This window comes from Thiorhodovibrio winogradskyi (assembly GCF_036208045.1).
In the GTDB taxonomy this organism is placed as follows: domain Bacteria; phylum Pseudomonadota; class Gammaproteobacteria; order Chromatiales; family Chromatiaceae; genus Thiorhodovibrio; species Thiorhodovibrio winogradskyi.
The window spans coordinates 4,322,369-4,337,262 of the sequence record NZ_CP121472.1; the positions used below are offsets into that span (position 1 = coordinate 4,322,369).

15 protein-coding genes and 1 pseudogene are annotated in these 14,894 nt (G+C 60.2%); 6 read left to right on the forward strand and 10 right to left on the reverse strand.

All coding sequences use genetic code 11. The annotated features are described in order from the left end of the window. Nucleotides 1-68: 68 nt before the first annotated feature. From pstB to pstS, 4 genes are all read right to left on the reverse strand, one after another. Nucleotides 69-884 (reverse strand): phosphate ABC transporter ATP-binding protein PstB, encoded by an 816-nt coding sequence (gene pstB / locus Thiowin_RS19750; RefSeq protein WP_456243452.1) that lies wholly within the window; start codon nt 882-884, stop codon nt 69-71. A 175-nt stretch (nt 885-1,059) separates the two neighbouring features. Beyond that, nucleotides 1,060-1,968 (reverse strand): phosphate ABC transporter permease PstA, encoded by a 909-nt coding sequence (pstA, locus tag Thiowin_RS19755; protein WP_328984672.1) that lies wholly within the window; start codon nt 1,966-1,968, stop codon nt 1,060-1,062. Next, nucleotides 1,965-2,936, reverse strand: coding sequence for a phosphate ABC transporter permease subunit PstC (pstC, locus tag Thiowin_RS19760; RefSeq protein WP_328984673.1), 972 nt, complete (start codon nt 2,934-2,936; stop codon nt 1,965-1,967). The genes pstA and pstC overlap by 4 nt, the downstream gene beginning before the upstream one ends. 92 nt (nt 2,937-3,028) lie before the next feature. Further along, nucleotides 3,029-4,111, reverse strand: coding sequence for a phosphate ABC transporter substrate-binding protein PstS (pstS, locus tag Thiowin_RS19765; RefSeq protein ID WP_328984674.1), 1,083 nt, complete (start codon nt 4,109-4,111; stop codon nt 3,029-3,031). A 193-nt stretch (nt 4,112-4,304) separates the two neighbouring features. Here pstS and mfd point away from each other — a divergent pair, with 193 nt between their 5' ends. From mfd to Thiowin_RS19790, 5 genes and pseudogenes are all read left to right on the forward strand, one after another. Continuing rightward, a complete protein-coding gene (gene mfd, locus Thiowin_RS19770; RefSeq protein ID WP_328984675.1) occupies nt 4,305-7,865 on the forward strand; it encodes a transcription-repair coupling factor in 3,561 nt (1,186 codons plus the stop codon). Nucleotides 7,866-8,111: 246 nt separating this feature from the next. Next, nucleotides 8,112-8,879, forward strand: a pseudogene (locus Thiowin_RS19775) (Rpn family recombination-promoting nuclease/putative transposase); the annotation flags it as partial. Nucleotides 8,880-8,882: 3 nt separating this feature from the next. Continuing rightward, nucleotides 8,883-9,284, forward strand: a complete 402-nt coding sequence (locus Thiowin_RS19780) for a hypothetical protein (protein WP_328984676.1) — start codon at nt 8,883-8,885, stop codon at nt 9,282-9,284. Further along, nucleotides 9,281-9,583 (forward strand): antitoxin family protein, encoded by a 303-nt coding sequence (locus Thiowin_RS19785; protein ID WP_328984677.1) that lies wholly within the window; start codon nt 9,281-9,283, stop codon nt 9,581-9,583. Before Thiowin_RS19780 ends, Thiowin_RS19785 begins: the two co-directional genes overlap by 4 nt. Next, entirely contained in the window at nt 9,577-9,870 is a 294-nt protein-coding gene (locus tag Thiowin_RS19790; protein ID WP_328984678.1) for a hypothetical protein, read from the forward strand. Before Thiowin_RS19785 ends, Thiowin_RS19790 begins: the two co-directional genes overlap by 7 nt. Before the next feature lie 173 nt (nt 9,871-10,043). On the opposite strand, the gene Thiowin_RS19795 is transcribed toward Thiowin_RS19790, so the two are convergent. The 3 genes from Thiowin_RS19795 to Thiowin_RS19805 form a co-directional block, all read right to left on the reverse strand. Beyond that, a complete protein-coding gene (locus tag Thiowin_RS19795) occupies nt 10,044-10,496 on the reverse strand; it encodes an IS4/Tn5 family transposase DNA-binding protein (protein ID WP_328984679.1) in 453 nt (150 codons plus the stop codon). Between the two features lie 63 nt (nt 10,497-10,559). Then, entirely contained in the window at nt 10,560-10,946 is a 387-nt protein-coding gene (locus tag Thiowin_RS19800) for a Druantia anti-phage system protein DruA (RefSeq protein WP_328988134.1), read from the reverse strand. Between the two features lie 24 nt (nt 10,947-10,970). After that, complete coding sequence (locus Thiowin_RS19805) at nt 10,971-11,516, reverse strand: BrnT family toxin (RefSeq protein ID WP_328984680.1); 546 nt, start codon at nt 11,514-11,516, stop codon at nt 10,971-10,973. Between the two features lie 17 nt (nt 11,517-11,533). Between Thiowin_RS19805 and Thiowin_RS19810 the strand changes: the two genes are divergently transcribed. After that, nucleotides 11,534-11,719: a hypothetical protein gene (locus Thiowin_RS19810; protein WP_328984681.1), complete on the forward strand. Its 186-nt coding sequence runs from the start codon at nt 11,534-11,536 to the stop codon at nt 11,717-11,719. A gap of 249 nt (nt 11,720-11,968) precedes the next feature. Here Thiowin_RS19810 and Thiowin_RS19815 read toward each other — a convergent pair whose 3' ends face one another. The 3 genes from Thiowin_RS19815 to fba all read right to left on the reverse strand — a co-directional run bounded on the left by Thiowin_RS19815 (nt 11,969) and on the right by fba (nt 14,831). After that, nucleotides 11,969-12,205, reverse strand: coding sequence for a transposase (locus Thiowin_RS19815; protein WP_328984682.1), 237 nt, complete (start codon nt 12,203-12,205; stop codon nt 11,969-11,971). A gap of 209 nt (nt 12,206-12,414) precedes the next feature. Beyond that, nucleotides 12,415-13,521 (reverse strand): hypothetical protein, encoded by a 1,107-nt coding sequence (locus tag Thiowin_RS19820; protein WP_328984683.1) that lies wholly within the window; start codon nt 13,519-13,521, stop codon nt 12,415-12,417. Nucleotides 13,522-13,766: 245 nt separating this feature from the next. Then, nucleotides 13,767-14,831 (reverse strand): class II fructose-bisphosphate aldolase, encoded by a 1,065-nt coding sequence (gene fba / locus Thiowin_RS19825; protein WP_328984684.1) that lies wholly within the window; start codon nt 14,829-14,831, stop codon nt 13,767-13,769. Nucleotides 14,832-14,894 lie beyond the last annotated feature (63 nt).

Consider the following 14,894-nt stretch of genomic DNA (forward strand, 5'->3'; position numbering starts at 1 on the left):
AGACGCAATGGCCAAGAACTAGGCAGGGCATACGCATCTCCGCCCCCGCTCTTGTTGCTGCCACTCAATTAGCTAAACTCACCCGCGATATATTCGCGGGTGAGCTTCTCGCGCGGATCCTCGAAAATCTGCTGGGTATCGCCCATCTCGACCAGATAACCCGTCCGCCCACCCGCGGAAATGTCCACTGAGAAAAAGGCTGTGGTATCGGCCACCCGCGTCGCCTGCTGCATATTATGGGTCACCAGGGCGAGGGTGTAATTTTCCTTTAGCTCCAGCATGAGTTCCTCGACCTGTCGGGTGGCGATGGGATCAAGCGCCGAGCAAGGCTCATCCATCAGCAGCACGTCGGGCTCGGTGGCCACGGCACGGGCGATGCACAGGCGCTGTTGCTGACCGCCGGACAGTGACAGGCCGCTGTTTTTGAGCTTGTCCTTCACCTCGTTCCAGAGCGCGGCGCTGCGCAGGGCCTTTTCCACCCGCTCATCCATGTCGCCCTTGTAGCGATTGAGCCGCAGGCCAAAGGCGACATTGTCATAGATGCTCATGGAAAAGGGGTTAGGCTGCTGGAACACCATGCCGATGTAGCGACGCACCAACACCGGGTCGATGGTTTTTTCGTAGATGTCCTGGCCGTGATAGGTGACCGTACCCTCGAAGCGGAACACCGGGATCAAATCATTCATGCGGTTCAGGCTGCGCAGCACCGTCGACTTGCCACAACCGGAGGGACCGATGAAGCCGGTGATTTTGTTTTTTTCAATCGGCACCATGCTGTCGCGCACGGCAAGAAAATCGCCATAGAAAATTTTGCTCAAGCGACAATCCATCACCCTCTGCTTGGGATCGACGTACCAGGCGGCCGCCTCGGTGATGGACCCCATCTCTGCCTTGGGCGAACTCTCGGTCGCGGCCGGGGTCGCGGCTGGGGTCAGGACAGCCGCCATTGCATCGGCCATGGCGTTGGCCTCAATCTCAGCGGCTGCCGGCGCGCGCTTGCTCATCTCCGCCGGGCTCGTCTCCTGGGTCGCATTCATGTTATCCGTACCTCAAAAAAACTTAGAACTTTTGTCGACCCAGCACGCGAGCCAGGATATTGAACACCAGAATAATGAGCACCAACACCAGGGATGCCGCCCAGGCCAGCTCAATCTGGTTGTCATAGGGCATGCCGGAGAAGTTGTAGATCAGGATGGACAGCGAGGCGGTTGGCTGGCCCAAGCCCTCCAGGCCATTAATGAAATAAGTGCTAAAGAGCGCCGTGAACAGCAAGGGCGCCGACTCCCCGGCGGCACCGGCCACCGCCAGCAGCACGCCGGTGATGACACCGGGCATGCCGGTGGGCAGGGTCACGGCGGCGACCACCTGCGCGCGGGTGCAGCCCATACCGTAGGCCGCATCCTTCATTTTCTGCGGCACCTGCTTGAGCGCTTCTTCCGCCGTCAGGATGATGGTCGGCAACATCAGCACCGCGAGCGCGATGCCGCCTGCCCAGGCGGAGTAAGACTTCATGGCCACCACCAGCACCGCGTAAACAAAGACGCCGGCGAGAATGGAGGGGAAGCCGGTCAGCACCTTGGCCAGAAAGCGCGCGGTTTCGGCCAGCTTGCTGTAGGGATCGACTTCCGCCAGATAGATGGCGGCAAGAATGCCGATGGGGATGCTGATGGCCGAACCAATGGCGACCATGACCGCTGTCCCCACGATGGCCGGGCCGATACCGCCACCGAACTCAAAGGCCGCTGGTGGCAGTTCAGTGAGGGTCTCCAAGTTGATGCGCGCCCCGCCCTTGGCGATCAGCATGTAGAGCACCGAGAACAGGGGCAGCGAGGCCAGTATGGCCATGGCCCAGGTCAGACCTGTGTAGATGCGACTTTTCAGCCCGCGCCCTTCGAGCAGCGAACCACGCAGTTGTTTCATGGAGGCCAGATCCTGCTCCAGCAGGGCCTCACTGGCGACTCTGGTCATGCCTTGCCCTCGAATTTGCGCGTCGCGGCCTTCATTACCCACAGGCCCAACACATTAACAATTAGCGTTATGGCGAGCAGGGCCAGGGCGGCGAACATCAGCGCCTGGACCTCAACGGGGCCGGCTTCGGGGAAGCTCGACGCCAGCAAGGATGCGAGTGTATTGGCCGGCGCGAACAGCGACAGGCTGATCTGATTGGAGTTGCCGATCAGCATCGCCAGGGCCATGGTTTCGCCCAGGGCGCGGCCAAAGCCAAGGACCAAGGCGGCGAGAATGCCACTCGAAGCCGTCGGCAGCATCACTTTCAGGATCGCTTCCCAGCGCGTGGTGCCCATGCCGTAGGCGGCTTCCTTCACCTTGTAGGGTACGCGGCGGAAGGCATCAACCGAAATCGCCGCCACCGTCGGCAGAATCATCACCGCCAGCACCAGCGCCGCCGGCGCCATGCCGGGGCCGGACAGATCGGTGCCGAACAAGGGGAACCAGCCGAAGGTGTCGTGCAGCCATTCTGCGCCGGGCCGAATCAACGGGATCAGCACATAAATGCCCCACAAGCCATAGACCACCGAAGGAATGGCGGCGAGCATCTCGACAATGGTGCGGAACACATTCGACAGGCGATGATCGAGGAAATCCTGGGTCAGAAAGATCGCGATAGCCACACCGAAGATGCCGCCAATGAAGAGCGCCAGCAGCGAGCTATAGAGCGTACCCCAGATCTCGGGCAGGATGCCGAAGACCCCCTGCTGCACGTTCCACTCGGTGCCGACCAGGAAACCAGGGCCGAAACTCAGCATGGCCGGAAACGCCTGACGGCCAAGTTCAAAAACAATATAGGCTACCAACAGCAAAATCACCGCCGCGGCGCCCTGGACGATGATCCGCAGCGCCTTATCGACCGCATAGTCGCTCGCCGAGGGCGGCCCGGAGAATTTCGACACGACATGAGCAAAGGGATTGGAAGCCATAAACACAGACGACCTGATGGGCGGATGGGTGAATTAGTCGGTTGTATCAATGAACTGCGGGCCGCGTGGAACGACCCGCTCCAGACGCCTCTCTACTTGGACCCGCCAACCAACTTCAACGCATCCTCAACCTTGGCCTTGACGTTCTCCGGCAGCGGGATGTAACCCAGTTTGGGCGCATCCTTCTGGCCCTCATTCAGGCCATACTCGATAAAATCACGCAGCACCTTGGCTTTTTCCTCATCCTGCTGCTGGTACATCAGCATCCAGGTGAAGGTGGCGATGGGATAGGCCTCCTCGCCGGCCGGGTCGCTCACCCAAACCCGCAGATCGGGCGTGCCGGCATAGCCAGGCAGATCGCCACTGGGGAACTCAGCCGAGGCCAGCGCCGCCTGACCGGATGCCTCGCCTGGCTTGACGAACTTGCCCGCCTTGTTCTGCAAAATGGCCATCGGCTGACCGGTCGCCTCGGCGTAACCGTACTCAATGTAGCCAATCGCGCCTGGGGTTTGCTTGATCATGGCCGCGACGCCGTCGTTCTTGGGCGCGCCAACAAAGCTCTTCGGCCAGTTCACGCTCTTGCCATGGCCAACGTCCTTGGCAAAATCATCACTCACCGCCGCCAGATGGCCAGTGAAGACATAAGTGGTGCCGGAGGAATCCGAGCGCCGCACCACGGTGATGTCATCATCGGGGAACTTCACCTCCGGATTGGCCTGCTGAATACGCTCGTCCTGCCAGGTGGTCAGCTTGCCGGAGAAGATGTCGATCAGCACATCGCGCGGCAGCTTGAGTTCCGGATTGCCCGGCAGATTGTAGGACAGCACCACCTCGCCGGCGGTCATGGGCAGCAAGACCACACCCTTCTCGGTTGGTACCTTGGCGATTTCCTCATCGTTCATCGCGGCATCGGAAGCCGCGAAATCCACTGTCTCGGCGATGAATGCGCGAATGCCGGCACCCGAGCCAACGGCCTGGTACTGAACCTGAATACCCTTGTTTTGCTTGCTGAAATCCTTGGCCCACTTGGCATAGAGCGGGAAGGGAAAGCTCGCGCCCGAGCCGTTGAGCTGGGTCTGTTGAGCGCTGGCGAGCGGCGCAAAGGCCAAGGCAGACAAGGTGACGGACAGACCACAGGCCGCAAGGGTGCGACGGGTAAAGCTGGCGAGAGCCATGAGGACACCTCCAAAAATGGACTAACAAGAGCAGCAAATGAAAAAACAGCCTTGCATTGTCCAAATCCAGGCGTCTTTGTCTGTGAATTTTTGGTTACCTTCGTCGGCATGACCGCGCTCGGCGGTTTCATGCAGCGGCAACCTGGCTGTGCGAAAATGCCGCGCTTGAGACTAGCCTATTCCGTCATTGCCCATGCCTGCCGCCCTTTCCGAATTCTCTGTTCCCGGTGGGAACATCGCGCAACAAAAGCCCGCCACCTTGTCGCCACTCCAGCCACCCTTACCACAACCGCCTTCTGAGCGCCTGCTTTGGGGGCGGCTCCATGGCGCCGCGGCGGCGCTGGCCATCGCCTCCGCCGCGCGTCAGGCCAATTGCCCGCTGCTGGTGGTGGTGCCCGACATGGCGGCAGCCAATCGGCTGCATGCCGAGTTGCCCTTTTTCCTTGAGGATTCGCGCGATGGGGAGAGCGGGACTCTGCCCGTGTGGCGTTTTCCGGACTGGGAAACCCTGCCCTATGATCTGTTCTCGCCATTGCCGGAGCTGGTCTCCGAGCGGCTGCTGACGCTCTACCGCTTGCCGCAACTCGAGCGCGGGGTGCTGCTGGTCCCGGTCAGCACCCTGATGCAACGCTTGCCACCGCGCCACTATATCGAGAGCCAGGCCCTGGTGCTGTCGATCGGCGACCGGCTGGACCTGGATCACACCCGCGCGCGCCTGACCGAGGCTGGCTATCAGTGCGTGTCCCAAGTCATTGCCCATGGCGAATTCGCGGTACGCGGCGCCCTGCTGGATATTTTCCCCATGGGTCGCGATGAGCCGCTGCGCATCGACCTGTTTGACGATGAGATCGAATCCATCCGCACCTTCGACCCCGACAGTCAGCGCTCCATTGCCAAGCTGAAGTCGGTGCGTATGCTGCCGGCGCGCGAGTTCCCATTCACCGAGGAGGCCATCAGTGCCTTTCGCCAGCGTTACCGCGCCGCCATCGACAGCGACCCGAGTGCCAGCCTGATTTATCGCGAGGTCTCCGAGAGCCGGCTGCCGGGCGGCATCGAGTATTACCTGCCGCTGTTTTTCGATGCGACCGCGACGCTGTTCGATTATCTGCCCAGGCCCACCCTGACGTTCGAGAACGGCGAAGTGCGCGAGGCGGGCGCGGCCTTCATCGAGACGGTCGCCAGCCGCTACGAGCAGCGCCGCCATGATGTTGAGCGTCCCATTCTGCCGCCGCGCCTGCTCTATCTGGACGCCGACGAGCTGTCCGGCAAGCTGAATGACCGACCGGGGGTGTGCTGGCAAAGCGCCGAGGTGGCTCAGCGGCGCAAAGGCTATGCGCGGGTGGTGAACTTCGCAACCGCCGGAATGCCTCCGCTGCCGATTCAGGCGCGCAGCGCCGAGCCGGCGGCAGCCTTGCAGGCGTTTCTCGGCGAGCCTGACCGGCGCGTGCTCTTTGTTGCCGAGAGCAGCGGCCGACGCGAGATGCTGCGTGATCACCTGCACGGCTTCGGCATTCAGCCCGCGGCGGTGGCGAGCTGGGCCGAGTTCCTGACAGGTCAGGATACCATCGCCATCACAGTCGCCCCGATCGAGCAGCCGCTGCTGCTGGAAGACAGCCAGCTCGCGCTGATCACCGAGACCCAGCTCTACGGCGAGCGGGTGCGCCAGGAGCGCCGCCGGCGCAAGGCGGGACCAGACGGCGATGCGGTGGTGCGCAATCTGACCGAACTACATCCAAGCGCGCCCGTGGTGCATGAGGATCATGGTGTGGGACGCTTTCTTGGACTACAGACGCTGAAGGTCGGCGGCAACCAAGCAGAGTTTCTCGCCCTTGAATATGCCGGCGGCGACAAGCTCTATGTGCCGGTCAGCTCGCTGCATCTGATCTCGCGCTACACCGGCACCTCGCCCGAGAATGCGCCGCTGCACAAGCTCGGCAGCGACCACTGGGACAGGGTCAAGCGTAAGGCGGCGCAGAAGGCGCGCGATGTCGCCGCCGAGTTGCTCGACATTTACGCTCGCCGCGCCGCCCGCCAAGGGCATGCCTTCGGCGATCCCGGAGCCGAGTATCGTGACTTCGCAGCCGCCTTTGCGTTTGAGGAAACACCGGATCAGGAGCGCGCCATCGAGGCGATTCTGACCGACATGGCCAATCCCAAACCCATGGATCGGGTTGTCTGCGGCGATGTCGGTTTCGGCAAGACCGAGGTGGCCATGCGCGCGGCCTTTGTCGCCGCCAATGGCGGGCGCCAGGTGGCGGTACTGGTGCCCACCACATTGCTCGCCGAGCAGCATTACCAAAACTTTTCCGATCGCTTTGCCGACTGGCCGATCCGGATCGAGAGCCTGTCGCGCTTCAAGACCGCCAAGGAGGTGAAAAAAGTCACCGACGGACTGGCCGCCGGCACCATCGACATCGCGGTTGGCACCCACAAGCTCCTGCAGCCATCGATCAAATTCAACAACCTGGGCCTGGTCATCATCGATGAGGAACATCGCTTCGGCGTGCGCCACAAGGAGCAGCTCAAAAGCCTGCGCGCCGAGGTCGACATTCTCACCCTGACCGCCACGCCCATCCCACGCACGCTCAATATGTCCATGGCCGGGATGCGCGATCTGTCCATCATCGCCACGCCACCGGTTGAACGCCATCCGATCAAAACCTTTATCTCCGTCTGGAATGACAATCTCATCCAGGAGGCCTGCCAGCGCGAGATCAACCGCGGTGGGCAGATTTATTTTCTGCACAATGAGGTCGAAACCATCGAGAACATGGCGCAGAAGCTCGAGGCCCTGGTGCCGGATGCGCGGGTGTCGGTGGCCCACGGTCAGATGCGCGAGAAGGAACTCGAGCGCGTCATGCGCGACTTCTACCACAGACGTTTCAATCTGCTGGTGTGCACCACCATCATCGAATCCGGCATCGACGTACCCAGCGCCAACACCATTCTGATCAACCGCGCCGACAAACTGGGTCTGGCGCAGTTGCACCAATTGCGCGGCCGCGTCGGACGTTCGCACCATCGCGCCTATGCTTATCTGATCACCCCACCGGCCAAGAGCATGACCGCGGATGCCAAAAAGCGCCTGGAGGCCATTGAATCACTCGAAGACCTTGGCGCCGGCTTTACACTGGCCACCCACGACCTGGAAATCCGCGGCGCCGGCGAGCTGCTGGGCGAGGAGCAATCCGGGCAGATTCACGAAGTCGGCTTCACGCTTTACATGGACCTGCTCGAACGCGCCGTACAGGCACTCAAGGCCGGGCGCACGCCGGAGCTCGACCGTCCGCTCGACCATGGCGCCGAGATTGATCTTGGACTACCCGCACTGCTGCCAGACGACTACCTGCCCGACATCCACACGCGATTGATCACCTACAAACGCATCGCCAGCGCCGCCGATACCGATGCGCTCAAAGAGTTGAAAGTCGAGATGATCGACCGCTTCGGCCTGTTGCCCGAACCGGCCAAGAATCTCTTCACCATCACTGAACTGAAGCTCAAGGTTCAGCCCTATGGCATCCGCAAGATTGAGGCTGGCCCCAAGGGCGGGCGGATTCTCTTTGGCGACGCGCCTAAGATCGACCACATGCGCCTCGTGCAATTGATCCAAAGCCGGCCCAAGGAATTCAAGCTCGACCCGATCGGAAAAGGGGCCGCCGGCGCACTGCGCTTCTACCGCGACATGCCCGAGGGCGACAAGCGCGCGACCCAGGTCAATGCCATTTTCGCGCAATTGATCGGGCAGAGCTGAGTGCTGTTTTGCATCACCTCACAAAGCCTTAGGCTCGAAAAGCGAAACACCCTCACCCAATCCCCCGAGAGCCCACGCAAGTAGGCCGGCCATGAATGCTATCAACGCCGATCTCGGCGCAATGATCAATGCCATGATCGCCAATGGAGAAGACAGCTTCACCCAGTTCAAACGAAATATTCACGACGCCAAGAAACTCGCCGAGGAATTGGTGTCCTTCTCCAACGCCGAGGGCGGGGTGATTCCAACATCGCCTCGTTCGAGATCCTCAATCCCAACATCGAGCCCAGCGACCTCACCGGCAAATACATCATCCTCGATGTCCTCGCCCGTGACGCCATGGGGCGCTGCTACAATGCCGAGGTGCAAGTGCGCCGCTATGGCGACTGGGACAAACGTGGCCTGTTCTATCTGGCTCGCACCTTGAGCGGCCAGCTCCAGGCCGGCGAGGATTATCAAGAACTACGCGCCTCCATCGGCCTGCACCTGCTCGACTTCGATCTGTTCACCGCCTCCCTGGCCGAACGCGAGCAAGCCATCTGGCGCTTTGAGATGCGCGATGAAATCCAACCCCAGATCACACTCGGCAACATCTTGCAGTTGAATCTGATCGAACTGAACAAGGCCGACCGCCTCTGCCTCCCCCCAGGCCCACTGCGTACCTGGATTACCTTCTTCAAACACTGGCGGGAGGAACTCATCATGGCCAGCACCGCCCACCCACCCGTGATCCAAGCCATGAACCGCCTGCGCGCCCTCAGCGCCGATGAAGAGGCCCGCCGCCAGGCTTTCGTGCGCGAGCGAGCGCTCCACGATGAAGTCTCCTTTCTGAATGAAGCCAAACGCGAAGGCCGCCAAGAAGGCCGCGAAACCTTAGCCCGCAATCTCCTGGCCATGAACCTCCTGACCGATGAGCAAATTGCCAGCACCGCCGGCTTGACTGAAGCGACGGTCAAGGCACTACGGAATCAAGTCGTGACTCAACGCGCAACAGACCGCCACGATGCCCGCTAACCCATGCCCAGACCGGGGCCATCATCACCGTTCAGTGCCCCCGCATCGGCTGCTGGCCGCCGAGATGGTTCGGCGCCCCCCACCGCCCTCACCCAAGGCAACCACGCCCTGCGCGACGGCGACCCGGCCCAAGCCATCCGCCACCATGCCCTCGGCCTGGTCGATGAACCCAGCCACCGCGACGGCCCCATCGCCGCGCAACTCGCCGCCAATCTGGTGCGCGCCCGCCGCCGCGCGCGGGTGCGGGCGCGCTGGCAGATCCGCCCTGAGCAACAGGTGGTGATCTTTCTCGGCACCCCGCGCCGCCACAAAGGCCTGCTGGAGAAGGGCTACGAAGTGCACGGCATCAAGCGCCGTGCCTCGCTGTTTAACATGAGCGTTCAGCAAAGGGGGGATCAGCAATGAACCAGCATCTGCGAGCGATTTACGAAGCCGGGGTATTGCGCCCCCTTGAGGCAGTGAGTCTGTCAGAACATCAAGAAGTCGCGTTAGTCTTGCAAACCCTGGATGCCGACCTCGACGACATCCCGACTTCACCAATTTGGGAGTTTGCTGCCGAACTGGCAAGCACACTGCCAGATGACGAGTGGGAGAAACTCCCAATTGACGGTGCGACAGCCCTTGATCACTATCTTTACGGCGTGCACAAAGGGCCACGAAACACGCATTATTTGCCGATGCTTGCTATTGGATCGCAGTGTTAAACCCAAAAGATCAATTGCACAAGCGTGCTGTTTCTATCAGTCAATCCCTTTGGCCGACATCGATTGTCACGACCGACGAAGTGCTGACCGAATTTTTGACTTATTTTGCTGAGCGCAGCGCCTTGTTGCGGCAAGCAGCGATCCAAATGGTTGCGCGGATGCGCGTTGATCAGGCGATCACCATCGCACCACAAGGTCGCGAGACCTTTGATGCCGGTTTTCGGTTGTTTCGTGCGCGACTTGATAAACCTAAATCCGGCAGTTGGGGCGGGGCACAAATTCGCTAAGTCCATGATTCGTAAGTAGCAGAGTCAACTGCGGAGCAGTTGGAATGTTCACCAAACGGGTGACTTTCTACTTGCAGAAATATCGCGTGGGAACAGGCTGCTAGAATCAGAAAGCAACCTCATCTGCCGGATTTAGGTTCATCGGTGTCTCCCCCTGCCGATATTTCAGTTGGTTAGCGGATTATGCCAGGTGTGCATCTGCTCTTTCTAGGATGAAAGTCGAGCAACCCTAGCGCGATGCGTTCGGGCGTGACCGCCAAGGTGGGATGGATGTACATCCCATAGCGGCTCTCAAAGTTCAGCGGTCCAAGACCGGCGATGCCTTTTTTGCTTGTATAGTCCAGTTCGCTGGTATCCTGAATGCAAAGGACCCGGGGATGCTCGCGCACGCGGGCTTCAGTACAGGCGATATGAGGGGCGAGCACCTGCTTGGCGGTGACTTTTGGATGATTGAAAAACCGGTAGGCCGCGCGGGTCTCATACCAGCCGTTGCAAGCCCCGGGGATACTCTGTGTCGGCTTGGCGCCGAGGGAGGCGATCACCTGCTGGGCGCGCCGATTCAGGCGTTGATCGCCCAGGGAGATGGTGCTCAGTTCCGCGGCCAATGTCGATTCAGGCGCGCTCATGCCACCACCCCCAGGGCGGCGCGGAAGTCCGCCGCCAGCGGATAGACATAGACCGCACAAGCGCTACAGCGCGGCTTGATGGGTGCGATCGGTTTTGCCCCGTCCGGTGGTCTCGCCCAGATAGTGCCAGTTGGCGGCACGGTAGCAGGTCCCGGCAAAGCGCGGGGTTTCGACGAAGGTCTCCAGCAGCACCACGCGCTCGCCATAGCGGGCGGGAAAGTCGATGGTGACTTGCCGCGCGGCCAGGGCCAGCACTTTGGAGGCGAGATGCTTGACCTGCACCCAGGGCAGAATCAGAAAGCGGGCGTTGTTGAGCACCCGTCCCAGCTGCGCTTGGCGCTGGACGGGCGTCCAGCCAATCCAGCGGTCGCGGGCGGCGACTTTCCAGACCGCCGCGCCGAAGCCGATGGCGCCCAGCAGGCCACCATCCCACGCGATGAGGTAGCGCAGCTGTCCCCGGAATTTTCGGAATTTTCAGTGCGTGGAATTAAGTATACTGTCATCGGAATTGTAGTGGCTTGACATCAGGCGACGCAAAGTCTTATTAACAGCATCTGAATTTGGAAATCGCGTAAATACATCTGGTTCCAGAACGACCGCAGTTGGCGGCATCAGGTATTCTTTGACCACCGTGCCGCCATCTTCTTGATGAATCGTTATCTGATAACCCTCACGCATCTTCCGGTAATGTTTGCCCCGAACTCCACGGCTAAAATCATAACCCTCTTCAATCATCTCATCATGCTGCTCGTTCATATTCCTTGCGCTCCGCAGCGTGGCTTTGCGACAACTGATCATGCGTATATTGTCGCTTCGTTCAGTATAGACAACAACCAAAAGATGCCCTCTCGCTGACAAACCAATATCGATGAAACGAGGCTCCCCTTCGGAAGGGGAAATATCTGGTATTGTGATCGCAAGCGCATCGGTAAATACAGTCACTGCTTCGTCGAAATCAATGCCGTGTTTCATGCGATTGCTTGAGGCTTTTGTTTCGTCCCACTCAAAGTTAAGTGCCATGGTCGAACAGATCCCGCGTGCCAGTATCCCGTTGGCGTGGCTTTGGTCCAAGGCTTTTGGCGCTTAAGCGCACAACCGAGGCGCTGCTCCAGTGCTTCGACAAAATCATCCCCGCCGAGCGGGCGCCCGGTGCGGGCATGGGCGTGCAGGACTTCGACGGTATCCCTGTCATCCGGTTCGCCAAGGAAACGGCGCCAGTCTGAGATGAGCTCCAACAGCGGCCCGACTTGGACAAACGCATCATCCGCTCCCGTCAAATGCGCCCGCGCACTCGACCACTCCCAATCCTCCGGCTGTTGGCACAGGCGAGCGCGCACGGGATTGCGCTCCACATATCGGGCAGCGGCGATCAAATGCCGCTCATCCATGACGAACGAGTGGAACCGTTCCTGCCACAGGTGCCCGCGCCAGCCTTGGCGAAAATTGATCATCCGGGTGTAGCGCCGATGGGCTTAACCCAGCGCATCCCGCAAACCAAACTCCGTCGCGGGCACCAGAATCAGATGCACATGATTGGGCATGAAGCAGTAGGCCAACACCCGCGTTTCGCAGGCACGACAGGAGAGCGAGAGCAAGCGACGATACTCCGCATAGTCGTCATCGCTAAAAAACGTCTGCTGCCGTCGATTGCCGCGCTGCGTCACATGATGCGGCAACCCCGGAACCACCACTCGCGGGAGTCTTGCCATTTTTCCGTCAATTTCTCACCCGTCACAAACGCCTTGGTACGACTGTAACCCCATTCGGCGTTTTTCGTCTAGAATTAAGTATATGTCCCCGGAATTCGCTAGTGGCAAACGCCCTCCGATCATCCATGTACGAAAAGGCAACGCCCGCCACCACGCTACCAGGCAAGGCCCCTCATCAGACGATATCAGGCACGGAAAACAGGTAGATTTCACCCAAGAAACTGCTGCGCTTGTTTGTCGAATAGGGCCGACAGTCGACCGACCAACCGGGTACCTTTATCCTGCGCCAGTGCTTCCCATGTCTCGTAGGGGCGAGGGGGGCGGTAGCAACAGGCATGGCAGTCGTAGCGCCCGGCCACGCCTGTGATCACGCGCATCAGGTCGGTGGCGGCCGCTTTCACTCCATCGTCGGTCACGCGAGCACCGGCCCAAAAATCGTTGCCAGGCCAGGAGACATGATCCCAGGCGACGATGCTATAAAGCCTGCAGCCACTCAAATCATCCTCTGCCTCACCATAGTGCCATGGCAGGCACAGCTGCGGTTTGTCCAGATTACCCTGCAGAAAAGGCCGAACACGTAATGATAAAGACCCGAAATCGATGCTCTCATTGGCGCACTCGATGTAAGGATCATAGTAGATCAGGCGAATCCTTGACAGCCGCTCAGCATGCCGCTCAAGCAGCGCAATCATCGCATCCCGCAGTTGCAGCCCAAGCTGCCCGGCAAAGGGACCGGCAAACTGCCCGCAACCGATACCCGGGATGGTGATCAGCGCCGACTGATCACGCGCTTCGGCGTCGGCATTGGCGTGATTGAGCAGTGGCAGCAGACGACGCTCGTACAACGCACGATAGCCGCTTGAGTCAATCTGCCCATCGCAGGTGACCGCGTCCCAATCGGCCGGTACGCAACCGCGGCCATTGCGCAACAGAGCACCCGGTATGAACAGCAGTGTCGCCTCGAATGGCGACTCATGGATGCCCGGCTCCTGATGACGTCCGTCATCGAACACCCTCACCGGCACCGCCATGCCTAGATCACCGAGAAGTGACAACTCGGTCAAGTTCCAGTCGCGCCCGTCGCCATAAACAGCGGACTCGGCAAAGTATTGCGGACGTTTAGTGTTAATAAGCCGCTGTAGAAAGGCGGCATCGTTCAGCCGCCCCGACGCCAAATCTCCCAGTTCCGCGCATAGGTTGGCCCCAGCCCTGTCTGCCCCCTGGTCAGCGAGAAGCCGACGATAGTCCGTCAATGCCCGCGCCGTTTCAGGGTGAAGGAGCCAGTGGTAGGTGCGTTGGGCGGATGTGTGCTGCATTGAATGCCTCTCGGACTTGGAATTACGACGCGGATCGGCCGCATCCATAAGCCAAGTCCTCCCAAGACAAACACGGTTCCAGGCTGAAAACCGCGGCAAAGGATGTGCTGACTCGCCGAGGATGAGAAACAAAAAAAGGGCGCCGAGGCGCCCTTATCAGATGGCATCCAGTGCCAGTGTTTGGCGACTGGCTTACATCTACTTACAACCGGGCTAGCACTTGCGTACCTAGCTAGGGACGGCTGTCAGTTGATCTTAGGATCAAGCTCGCCTTTAGTATAGCGGGCGGTCATGTCCTCAAGTGATAGCGCCCGAATCTTGCTTGCGTTGCCAGCGGTACCGAAGGCCTCATAACGGGCCTTGCAGATGTCGTGCATGGCTTTGGTGGCGGCGGTGAAGTACTTGCGCGGATCGAAGTTCTTACGGTTTTCCGCCAGATGCTTGCGAATGGCGCCGGTGGAGGCCATGCGCAGATCGGTGTCGATATTAACCTTGCGCACACCGTGCTTGATGCCCTCGGCGATTTCCTCGACCGGAACGCCATAGGTCTCGCCCATGTCGCCGCCGAACTGGTCAATAATTTTCAGCCATTCCTGCGGCACCGAGGAAGAACCATGCATGACCAGATGAACGGTGGGGATGCGGGCATGGATTTCCTTGACGCGGTTGATCGCCAGGATGTCGCCGGTCGGTGGGCGAGTGAACTTATAGGCGCCATGGGAGGTGCCAATGGCGATAGCCAGGGCATCGACATGGGTCTTGCTGACGAAATCAGCCGCTTCATCAGGGTCGGTCAGCAACTGGCTATGATCCAGCGTGCCCTCGGCGCCGATGCCGTCTTCCTCGCCGGCCTGGCCGGTTTCGAGTGAGCCCAGGCAGCCGAGTTCACCCTCGACCGAGACGCCACAAGCGTGGGACATCTCGACCACCTTGCGGGTGACATCGACGTTGTACTCATAGCTGGTTGGAGTCTTGCCGTCCTCGCCCAGGGAGCCGTCCATCATGACCGAGCTGAAACCAAGCTGGATGGAACGTTGGCACACCGGCATGGAGGTGCCATGGTCCTGATGCATGCACACGGGGATATGCGGCCATTCCTCGATGGCGGCCAGAATCAGGTGGCGCAGGAAAGGCGCGCCGGCATACTTACGCGCTCCGGCCGAGGCCTGCACGATGACCGGAGAGTCGGTCTCGTCGGCTGCCTCCATGATGGCGCGCATCTGTTCGAGATTGTTCACATTGAACGCGGGCACGCCGTACTGATGTTCGGCGGCATGATCCAGCATTTGGCGAAGCGAAATGAGGGCCATTGAAATACTCCTGTGTCGTTGACGTTTAGCCTGGAATGATTGTGGAATGATACTGGAACCGGC